The organism is Pleionea sp. CnH1-48, from assembly GCF_024124665.1.
Taxonomy (GTDB): Bacteria; Pseudomonadota; Gammaproteobacteria; order Enterobacterales; family Kangiellaceae; genus JAMXSB01.
This window is the reverse complement of sequence record NZ_JAMXSB010000008.1, coordinates 150,887-161,750: the sequence shown is the minus strand read 5'-3', so window position 1 is coordinate 161,750 and position 10,864 is coordinate 150,887. Positions and strand designations below refer to the sequence as shown.

Here is a 10,864-nt window from a genome sequence, read left to right as displayed (position 1 = left end):
GTGATGAACCATTGAATATCACCCTGGTGCTGCTCATGGGGGCATTCTAACTATTTGCAATGTGAAAAGGGGATTGAGGGACTGTTACTAAGGAATAAAGTATAAAATAAAGTGATTGAAGGGAGAGGGACAATCAGAGCAATCTTGCTCTGATTGTCAAAGCGAGATGCTTAATACTGCCGAGTAATATCAACAAACAAAGTCAGTGCTTGCCCTGGCTGTAAATAACGAGATGGATTAATTTTATTCCAGCTGACCAGGTCGGCAACTCTTACACGGAACTTGCTAGCAATTCGTGCCAAAGAATCACCCTTGCGCACTTTATAGCGAATTTTTCGCGTTTTATTTTTAATGCGACTGGTGGATGCAACTGCTTTAGAACTTTTGCTCCACACGACAAGCTTTTGGCCAATCTTCAGTGGGTCAGTAGGTGCCATGTTGTTCCAGGCGGCTAACTCACGCATACCGACTTTATGTTTGCGTGATAAGGTCCAGAAGGAATCGCCTTTCTGAATGCGTATGGTGGTTTTGTTGCCTTTGCGTTTGCGGTTTTGTTTGGCTGCTAAGCGTTGTTCTGAACTTTTAGAGTAGTTGCCAGATTTATAGGTAGCAGTCGGAATTAAAATTGCTTTACCTGCTCGAATAGTATTTCCACGGATACCATTCGAAGATCGTAACAGTGCTGGAGTCGTTTTAAATTTCTTGGCAATTTTGAGCAGGCTGTCGCCTTGCTTGATCACATAACGCTTAAAGGCAATACGTTCATTAGCGGGCACTTTGGCTAAGGCATCGACTAGATGCTGTTCATGGGCTACTGGAACCAAAATATCTGTTGAGCGCTTAGGTTCTGTGGCCCAGTGATTAAATGCCGGATTCAGGGTGTAGAATTCATCCATGGACAGTTGCGCCATATCGGCGGCTATCGCCAGGTCAATTTGAGAATCTACAGTGACTTTTGCAAAATAAGGTTCGTTAGGGATTGCAGCCCAGGTTAGATTTTCTTTTTGGTAGTGTCTTAGTAAATCTGCCAGAGCTAATAGTTTGGGCACATAAGCTTCGGTTTCTTTTGGCAGTTTTAAAGACCAAAAGTCAGTCGGTTTGTTCTTCTTTTTATTCTTACGAATGGCTCGTGAAACATGGCCTTCGCCGGAATTATAGGCCGCAATGGCATGAAGCCAGTTGCCTTTAAAGCGTTTTTCTAGATACTGAAGAAAATCAAGTGCAGCCAAGGTTGAGTAATAAACATCACGACGACCGTCGTACCACCAATTCTGGTGAAGTCCAAATCGTTTACCTGTTTCTGGAATAAATTGCCACATGCCAGAAGCACGACCATGAGAGTAAGCAAAGGGATCAAAGGCACTTTCTACAATGGGTAGTAAGGCCAGTTCCATGGGCATATCACGCTTTTGTAGCTCTTGAACAATGTGATACAGGTAAGGGCGTGCGCGTTCACTGACTCTTTTTATGTAGCCTGGGTGTCTGGCATACCATCTGCGCTGCGAATGAAAACGCTTGTTATCTGGCGTTGCCAGCTTCATTTGACTGCGCACCAACCACCACAAATTGTCAGCTGCCGCAGTGTGTTCTTGAGTAAAAGTGACAGGAGATTCGACAATTTCCAGTTCATCTACCCATTGTTGTTGCTGGGCTGGTGCGTCTGTGGGCGGTACTATGACTTGTGTTTGTTGAGCTGGAACAGTGTGTGAGTCTTCAGGCAAGGGCTTTGCAGGTGCCTGAGTAGCTAATTTACATCCTGATAAAACGGATACTAATGATAGTGCAACAACGAGTTTTCGCATGGATCGTCTTAATTATTCAGTTGAAAGAGGCTACATATCGGTTTCTGCATGTCTTGGTGCAGAAATAATGGTCCTGAGATATGCGCGCTCATGTTATTTTTTGTTCACAAGAGTGTCAAATGGTTTTCTATGCACGTCTGTTGAGTCAATTATAGTCTTTCAACGAGGTCTGTGCAGATGATGACAAGGCCTTGTGGGCGTGTTGTTGTATTTATTGTTTACCTATATATCTGCCCTAAAAGGTATCTTTCCATCGGCGTATGGTGGCAAACACTGCTGATGGAGTAGACAACGGCTCGGCGCAAAAAGTTTCGGCAGCGGCCACAACGGATGGCTGTTGGCAGCGCAAAAAGGGATTGGTTTGGCATTCTTCTCCAAGTAACGAAGGAACGGTGGGCTGTCCCTTTAGCCGCAATTGCTCGACCTGCGAGATTCTGGCTTTAAGCTCTGCATTGTCGGGCTCAACGGCTTGAGCGAATTTTAAGTTGGACTGGGTATATTCATGTGCACAGTAAACCTTGGTTGCGGCAGGTAGGTTAGCCAGTTTCGTAAGCGAGCTCAAAAACTGCGGGGGAGTGCCTTCAAACATACGGCCACAACCACCAGCAAACAATGTATCACCACAGAAAAGGGCGGGCTCTGCATAGTAGGCGATATGCCCTAAGGTATGTCCTGGCACATCTAACACGCGGAAAGTGGTTTGTAAGTGCTCAATAACCACGTTATCTTGTTCACACAGAGGGGTGTCCAGATCTGGAATCGTCTCTGCAGAAGGCCCATAAACATGGCACGAAGACATGGCTTTTAAGCGCTTGATTCCTCCCACGTGATCGCGGTGGTAATGAGTGATTAAAATTGAGTCCAGAGTCAGCTGGTGCTGTTGCAGATAGTCGATGACTGGATTGGCATCACCAGGGTCCACCAAGGTGACTTTTTTTTCTCGATCATTTCTCAAGGCCCATATATAGTTATCATTGAAGGCCTTAATTGGCTCTACGGTAAAAGTCGACATGTTTTTCGGCGATATTGGCTCATACTTAAGCGGTAGTATCCTGATAAATGGCACTCTTAGCAACTGCAAAAACAGTTTCAAATGGCCCCGAAAACTGGGAATCTTTGCCCGGTGGTCGTAAGGCATTTTTGTGCATGCAGTACCACCTGGAGCAACAATTACCGCAAAGTTTTGGTTATTATGGTCTGACCCTTGGGCCGCTTTCAAAACAGCTGGATGTAAGTAGCTCACCTATTCGCCATTGGTTCCATCTCGAAGATAAGCCGAACGACAATGATATTCTGTGCGACTATCACCGTTTACCTATTGCATCAGATTCCGTTGACTTCATGGTGATCAGTCATCTGCTTGAGTATGTATCGCACCCGCATCGAGTATTAAGAGAAGCCGAGCGAGTCATTATTCCTGAAGGCAAGATTATACTGTCCGGCGTGAACCCTTTTAGCTTCTACGGGATGCGTTATTTGGGATGTCGCGTCGCACGACAAAAATGCCTGGAAAAGCAGCTCATCGGTATGGCACGTATCAAAGACTGGTTGATGCTATTAGGATTCGCGCTCGACGACTGCTCTGGCTTAAGCTCCTATTGGCAACGATGTCAGCCAGGGCTTTTTTCGGGAGTTAACCGCCTTCTGGCATCGCGCTTTACCAGTCATTACTTTATAATTGCCCGCAAGAAAGTTTCAACGCTCACGCCAATCAGGCCAAGCTGGACACGCAACTCAAAGTTGGTACCTGCACGTTTTGCAGAACCAGGCGTGCGTCAGCTGGTGGATCAAGAGTTAAAAAAAGTACAAAACTAGTACCTTGATCGGGCAACATACTCATTGCCAAACAAGCGTTGAACCATAATCCATATTCCTATTTTAAGACCATGAACAGAGGGCTGACCATGACGCAAGAAGTTCGTCGCCAGGTTGTACTTGATACTGAAACCACAGGTTTAGAGCCTGAACAGGGCCACAAGATCATCGAAATTGGTTGTGTAGAGCTGGTTAATCGCCGCTTGACTGGTCGACATTATCACCAGTACCTACAACCGGATCGTGAGATTGATGACGGCGCGATAGAAGTTCACGGTATTACCAATGAGTTTCTGGCCGACAAACCGCGCTTTGCGGATGTGGTTGACGACTTTTTGAGCTTTGTTGATGGGGCTGAGCTGGTTATCCATAATGCCCCCTTCGATATTGGCTTTCTGGATTGGGAACTAAAGTCATTAGGTGCTGGCAAGGGAGTGATGAGCGACTATTGTTCTGTGCTGGATACTCTCGTGCTCGCGCGTCAGATACATCCCGGACAAAAGAACAATCTAGATGCCTTGTGTAAGCGTTACGCCATCGACAACTCTCATCGTGATCTACACGGCGCTTTGCTCGATTCTGAGATCTTAGCCGATGTTTATTTGATGATGACGGGAGGGCAAACCAGTTTGACCTTGTCTTCTCATCAAGATTATCTCAACGAAGGTAAAGAAGAGCTGGGTGTGCGCCGTTTAACGCGATCCGTTCCTTTGAAAGTCGTTGGAGCAACGGACCAAGAGTTATCGGATCATACGGCGATGTTAGAGACTATTCGCAAAGCGGCTGGTGGCGAGTCTTTGTGGGATAAGCTTAATTAAGCCGTAGCCGCTCGGTATACCCGTCGTTTTTCAAGGTGCAGCGGTGTTGGCTGCTCGCTCGCTTGCTGGCCGCCTGATACCTACAATAATAAAGGAACGAGTCATTGGAAGTTAAAGATAAAGTTATCTGGATTACTGGTGCATCCTCAGGTATTGGTCGGGCGATGGCGTTGCATCTTGATAAGCTGGGCGCACAATTGATTTTATCGTCCCGTTCTGAAGCGGATTTAGAAGCGGTACGTCAAGCTTGTCAGTCACCTGAGCGGCATAGGGTCGTTCCTCTCGACTTGACCCAGTCAGATACATTTCATGAGCTATGTAGCGAGCTCCATCAATCCTATGGGCACATCGATTGGCTTATCAATAATGGTGGCATATCGCAGCGTTCGCTGGCTGTTAAAACCAGCGAGAGTGTTATTCGCAAAGTCATGGAAGTGGATTTTTTTGGTACCGTTGCGTTAACGCAGGCAGTGTTGCCACTTATGCGCAAACAGGGATTTGGAACTATTATTAACATCTCAAGTATTGCTGGAAAACTGGGGGCGCCTTATCGCTGTGCTTATTCTGCCGCCAAGCATGCTTTGATTGGTTTTATGGACAGTTTGCGGGTTGAGTTATCGAGAGAGAATATTCGCGTGGTGGTTGTATGTCCTGGGTTTGTTAAAACCAACGTTAGCGTTAATGCGTTAACTGGAGAGGGGCAAACCTTTGGTGAAATGGATGAAGATATTCAGCAAGGCATGAATGTAGATGAGTTTGTGAAACGCTGCTTTAAGCAAATTCATAAAGGAAGAGATGAAGTGATTGTGGCAGATGGATTGCCCTGGCTTGCCCATCATTTTCGACGTTTGTTTCCTAATCGATTTCATCAATTTATGGCGCGTAAATTTAATAAAATGTTAGCGCAATCTTAGAAAAATTCAGACACAAAAAAAGCGGCTAGTTAGCCGCTTCTTTTATGATGCCAGTGTTTGATTAATGGCCGCCAGCTTTTTTCTTTTCGTCCAGCTTACATTTATCATTTTCCCAGCTTCCGCCGACACTGTCGCAAAGAGTTTCCAGATTATGATGCTTAATCCAGCCTTTCTCATACATTTTTTCGGTGGCAGGTTCTAAAGTGATATACACCATGGCTAAGCCAACCAGACTCATTACAATGGTGTAAGGGAAAGCCATAATCACCATGCGTCCATAAGATAGACGAATCAGTGGGGCTAAAGCCGATGTTAATAAGAACAAGAAGGCTGCTTGACCATTCGGTGTTGCCACACTTGGAATGTTGGTTCCTGTGTTGATGGCTACGGCCAGCATGTCAAATGTATCACGAGAGATAGTGCCATCCAGCGCTGCTTTGGCTACTTCGTTAATGTAAACCGTCGCAACGAATACGTTGTCACTCACCATAGATAAGAAGCCATTCGCCAAATAGAACATGGCGATTTGAGTGGTGCCTTCCATCTTCAATACTTCGGTGATAATAGGCGTAAACAAGCCGTTGTCTGCAATCACCGCTACGATGGCAAAGAAAACTGTCAATAAGGCAGTAAAAGGCAGCGCTTCTTCAAAGGCCTTACCAATGCTGTGCTCGTCGATTACACCTGTGAAGGAAGTACATAGTACGATAACCGATAAACCAATTAAGCCAACAGGAGCGATATGAAGACCTAATGCAATCACTAACCAAACTGCTGTGAAGCCCTGGACCCAAAGAGAAGCAATGTCTTTTTTAGTTCTTTTTTCGTCTTCCGCTTCAGCGAAATCTTCCATAACGCCACGGACTTTTTCTGGCAGTTCTTGACCGTAGCCAAGAATTTTAATTTTTTCGAGTACGGCACAGGTGATTAATCCAGCAACGAAAACGGGCAGAGTAATTGGAGCCATACGAATAAAGAACTCAAAGAACTCCCAGTTAGCGCGTCCGGCAATCAAAAGATTTTGCGGCTCACCAACCAGAGTACACACACCACCTAACGCTGTACCAACAGCAGCATGCATTAATAAGCTACGTAAGAACGAACGGAAGTTTTCCAGATCTTCGCGGTTGAGTTCATCAACCTGATCGTCGTCACTGTGATCATGGTCGTGGTGGAATTTTTTCCCCGAGGCGACTTTATGATAAATCCCATAAAAGCCAACACCCACAGAGATAACCACGGCGGTCACTGTTAACGCATCCAAAAAGGCAGACAAAACCGCTGCCACTGCACTGAACATTAAGGACAGTACAACTTTTGAACGAACGCCTAACAGTATTTTGGTAAACACGAACAGCAGCAGGTTCTTCATAAAGTAAATACCTGCAACCATAAAGACCAGGAGCAAGATTACTTCGAGGTTTGCCTGAATTTCGTGATACACCGTACTTGGGCTGGTTAATCCGATAAACAGAGCTTCAATGGCTAGTAAACCACCGGGCTGTAGCGGATAACACTTGAGTGCCATGGCTAAGGTAAAAATGAATTCAAGAATTAAAGCCCACCCGGCAATCGTCGGGCCCGCGTCTCCGGCGGCAAAATAGATAATAGGGTTGATGATCAAAAAGAGGACGATGGTTTTTTTGTACCAATCCGGCGCGTTACCCAGGAAATTATCCAGTAAGGCGCTGCTAAATGACTGGGTCATTGTGTTGTTCCTTGTGAAAACGTGGTTATTTTTCGTTTTATTTCATATAAATAGATAATCTCTTGAGGAATTCTAGTCTTTTTTAAGGCATTTTCCCAGTGTTGTGTGCTATGGATATAAAAATTGCATAAGCAGTTTTAAATTGAGTGATTAAGAGTTATGCTAGGACTATAGGTAAGATATCAGACCAGTTAGAACTAATGACCGATCACCAAAACAAAGTAACTTATCACATGACATCGCCCATTAAGGCGAAAAGCCCAGCTGCCTTTGCAGAACAATATATTGTCGAGTCCATTTGGCGCGGCAAGTTTGTTCCTGGTAGCATTCTTCCGGCAGAGCGCGAGTTATCTGATTTGATTGGTGTGACTCGAACAACCTTGCGCGAAGTATTGCAGCGCCTTGCTCGTGATGGTTGGTTGACGATTCAGCATGGTAAGCCAACCCGTGTTAATAATATCTGGGATACGTCTGGGCTGAATATTCTTGATACCATCTCACGTTTGGATGATGGTGGTTCTTTAACCTTAGCTGATCAACTTTTAGACGCTCGCACTAACATGAGCGCTATTTATCTTCGACTCGCTGTAAAAAGCAGCCCAACACAAGTTGTTGACTTGCTGCATGAGATAAAAGATGTTGAAGACACCGCCGAAGGTTACATTAACTATGACTGGCGTTTTAATCATGGCTCGACACTGATTGCTGGCAACCCTGTGTATACTTTGATGCTGAATGGTTTTAAGCCTATTTATCATCGCATTGGTTTGTATTACTTTAGCAGTAGCTCAGCCCGTGAACTGGCTCGTGGTTTTTACGCTGAGTTAGTTGAGATTGTAGAGAGCAAAGATATTGAACGTTTGATCGACAAGCTTTGGCACTATGGTCGTGAGAGTGGGGCGGTTTGGCAAGAGATGCGTTCTAAGCTGACGGCCTTAAGCGACTTGGACGAAGAATAATCAAAACGCGGCAGAAGCCGCGTTTTTTTTAACTCGCTTTTTTGTTCTGTTCCATTTCCATCACTTCGGGTGGCACTGCATCCAACAAAACTACCTCTCCATCCCTATCAAATGATTCCAGCTTTACATCAAAGTGCCATAAGCGGTGTAGATGTTTTAAGACTTCGGCTTTGCTGTCTGCCAAGGGAACATTGTTATGAGGAACATGGCGCAGTGTTAAAGAGCGATCACCGCGTATGTCGACATTGTACACCTGAATATTCGGCTCATTCATACTGAGATTATATTGATTAGAAAGCGCCTGCCGTATTGCTCGATATCCTGCGTCATCATGAATGGCGGTTACTTCTAATTCTTTTTGAGTATCATCATCCAAAATAGAAAACAGTTTGAATTCTCTAATCACTCGAGGCGACAAAAACTGGGCTACGAAGCTTTCGTCTTTAAAGTTGCGCATAGCGAAATCTAAAGTTTCCAGCCAGTTTGAACCGGCTATTTCTGGGAACCAACGTTTATCTTCATCGGTTGGGTTTTCACAAATGCGACGAATGTCGGTCATCATGGCATAACCCAAAGCATAAGGGTTGATACCCGAAAAATACTTACTGTCAAAATCTGGTTGATAGACGACATTGGTATGGCTTTGCAAAAACTCCAGAATAAAGCCATCGGTGACTTTGCCTTTATCGTACAGACGATTCAAAATGTTGTAATGCCAGAAGGTTGCCCATCCTTCATTCATTACCTGGGTTTGGCGTTGTGGATAAAAATATTGTCCTAACTTACGAACAATGCGCACGATTTCTCGTTGCCAGGGCTCGAGCAGTGGTGCGTGCTTTTCAATAAAGTACAAAATATTTTCGTGTGGCTCAGCAGGAAAACGTGCCTCCACTTGTTTTTCTAACTCTTCTCGTTTGGGGATCGTTGTTCGCCACAGTTCATTAACTTGAGATTGTAAAAAGTGTTCCCTTTCCTTTTGGCGACGTTTTTCTTCGCGCATTGATAAAGGATAAGGGCGTTTATAACGATCAACGCCATAGTTCATTAAGGCATGGCAAGAATCGAGAATGTCTTCGACGTTGTCGATGCCATATTGTTCTTCACATTGGCTGACATAGTTTTTGGCAAATACCAGATAGTCAATGATGGCTTCGGCGTCTGTCCAGGTTTTAAAAAGGTAGTTACCTTTAAAAAACGAGTTATGACCATAACTGGCATGAGCAATCACCAGCGCCTGCATCATCATGGTGTTTTCTTCCATCAGATACGCGATGCAGGGATTTGAATTAATCACTATTTCGTAGGCGAGCCCCATATAGCCGCGCCGATATTGTTGTTCATTTTGAATAAAGTGCTTACCAAAAGACCAGTGATGGTAGCCGATAGGCATTCCAACGCTGGCATAGGCATCAAGCATCTGTTCTGCAGTGATGACTTCTATTTGGTTAGGATAGGTATCAAGTTTGAAGTCATCAAAAGCAATCTTTTCTATTTCTGCCTGATAGGTTTCGATCAGTTCGAATGTCCACTCAGAAGAGGTTGAGATAGGTTCTCGTTTGCTCATGCGGCTTGTTTCCTGAAAAACTCTCTAAAGACGGGATAAATATCACTTTGCGACTTAATATGCTGCAGGGCAAAGTTCTCGTGAGTTTCGGCAATCTTCAAGTACTGTTCCCATAAGCTTTGATGATCTCGTTGAGTGATTTCAACGTAAGCAAAGTAGCGAATAAGTGGCAAAATATCTCGATCAAGCAGTTTGTAGCAAAGCGGTGAATCATCATTCCAGTTATCACCATCCGATGCCTGTGCTGCGTAGATATTCCATTCGTTCGATGGGTAGCGCTCGGCGATAATTTCTTTGGTAAGCTTCAGTGCGCTAGAAACAATCGTGCCGCCGGTTTCTTGCGAATAGAAAAACTCTTGCTCATCCACTTCTTTGGCCTGGGTATGGTGACGAATGAAAACAACTTCGACGTCTTTATAAGATTTGGATAAGAAAAGATAAAGCAGGATGAAGAAACGCTTTGCCATATCTTTGGTGGCCTGATCCATTGAGCCTGAGACATCCATGATGCAAAACATCACGGCCTGAGAAGTTGGATCGGGACGTTGAGTAAAGTTATTGAACCTTAAATCAAAGGTATCGATAAAAGGAACTCTCTGTATTCTTTCATCGAGTTCTTCGATTCTTATCTTTAACTTAGTAATTTCTTCGGGTGTTGCGCTTCCGTCGGCTTCGAGCCGTTCCAATTCTTCTTTTAATTCGCTACGTTCACGACGTGAGTCTGCACTTAATGCAATTCGACGAGACAGTGCAGCCCTGAGTGAGCGCACAATATTAATGTTGGCTGGTACACCATTGGTGGTAAAGCCTGCTCTCACTGTTTTGGTTTTGGTCATTTTTTTGAGCTGGTTCTTTTGTAAATTAGGCAGCTCAAGATCATCAAACAATATGTCGAGGTATTCATCTTTGGAAATCTCAAACATAAAGTCGTCTTCGCCTTCACCCTGATCACTGGCCTTACCGCCACCGCCTTGACCGCCGCCCGGTGGCGGTCGTTTTATACGATCACCTTTGGTAAATTCTTTATTGCCAGGGTAAATGCGTTCTTTCTTACCTCCAGATGTATGGCCAAACGTTGGTTCTCCAATATCCTTTGATGGAATAGAGATGTTTTCACCTTTTTCTATGTCAGTAACGCTGCGCTTTCCAATTTGATCGGCAATGGCCTTTTTAATTTGTTTTTTGTAACGCCGAATAAAGCGCTGTCGATTGACAGTGCTTTTATTCTTGGCGTTTTGTCTTCTATCAATAAGTTGCGCCATAAGGGATGCTCCTAGGATGTCA

9 protein-coding genes are annotated in these 10,864 nt (G+C 44.6%); 4 read left to right on the top strand and 5 right to left on the bottom strand.

Features of this window, described 5'->3' with window-relative positions; genetic code table 11:
- Positions 1-170: 170 nt before the first annotated feature.
- Together NH399_RS14035 and gloB are read right to left on the bottom strand one after the other, a co-directional pair.
- Positions 171-1,802 (bottom strand): LysM peptidoglycan-binding domain-containing protein, encoded by a 1,632-nt coding sequence (locus NH399_RS14035; protein WP_253041104.1) that lies wholly within the window; start codon positions 1,800-1,802, stop codon positions 171-173.
- A 235-nt stretch (positions 1,803-2,037) separates the two neighbouring features.
- Entirely contained in the window at positions 2,038-2,814 is a 777-nt protein-coding gene (gene gloB / locus NH399_RS14030) for a hydroxyacylglutathione hydrolase (protein WP_253041103.1), read from the bottom strand.
- 47 nt (positions 2,815-2,861) lie between these two features.
- Here gloB and NH399_RS14025 point away from each other — a divergent pair, with 47 nt between their 5' ends.
- The 3 genes from NH399_RS14025 (at position 2,862) to NH399_RS14015 (ending at position 5,349) form a co-directional block, all read left to right on the top strand.
- Entirely contained in the window at positions 2,862-3,617 is a 756-nt protein-coding gene (locus tag NH399_RS14025) for a methyltransferase domain-containing protein (protein WP_253041101.1), read from the top strand.
- A gap of 89 nt (positions 3,618-3,706) precedes the next feature.
- Positions 3,707-4,435: a DNA polymerase III subunit epsilon gene (gene dnaQ / locus NH399_RS14020; protein WP_253041099.1), complete on the top strand. Its 729-nt coding sequence runs from the start codon at positions 3,707-3,709 to the stop codon at positions 4,433-4,435.
- Positions 4,436-4,539: 104 nt separating this feature from the next.
- Positions 4,540-5,349, top strand: a complete 810-nt coding sequence (locus tag NH399_RS14015) for an SDR family oxidoreductase (RefSeq protein WP_253041098.1) — start codon at positions 4,540-4,542, stop codon at positions 5,347-5,349.
- Between the two features lie 61 nt (positions 5,350-5,410).
- Here NH399_RS14015 and nhaB read toward each other — a convergent pair whose 3' ends face one another.
- Complete coding sequence (gene nhaB, locus NH399_RS14010) at positions 5,411-7,057, bottom strand: sodium/proton antiporter NhaB (protein ID WP_253041096.1); 1,647 nt, start codon at positions 7,055-7,057, stop codon at positions 5,411-5,413.
- Positions 7,058-7,257: 200 nt separating this feature from the next.
- Here nhaB and fadR point away from each other — a divergent pair, with 200 nt between their 5' ends.
- Positions 7,258-8,016 carry a fatty acid metabolism transcriptional regulator FadR gene (fadR, locus tag NH399_RS14005; RefSeq protein ID WP_253041094.1) on the top strand — a complete coding sequence of 253 codons (759 nt, stop codon included), beginning with the start codon at positions 7,258-7,260 and terminating at the stop codon, positions 8,014-8,016.
- Positions 8,017-8,044: 28 nt separating this feature from the next.
- On the opposite strand, the gene NH399_RS14000 is transcribed toward fadR, so the two are convergent.
- Positions 8,045-9,580, bottom strand: a complete 1,536-nt coding sequence (locus tag NH399_RS14000; protein WP_253041092.1) for a SpoVR family protein — start codon at positions 9,578-9,580, stop codon at positions 8,045-8,047.
- Positions 9,577-10,842 carry a YeaH/YhbH family protein gene (locus tag NH399_RS13995; RefSeq protein WP_253041090.1) on the bottom strand — a complete coding sequence of 422 codons (1,266 nt, stop codon included), beginning with the start codon at positions 10,840-10,842 and terminating at the stop codon, positions 9,577-9,579. Before NH399_RS13995 ends, NH399_RS14000 begins: the two co-directional genes overlap by 4 nt.
- Between the last annotated feature and the right edge of the window lie 22 nt (positions 10,843-10,864).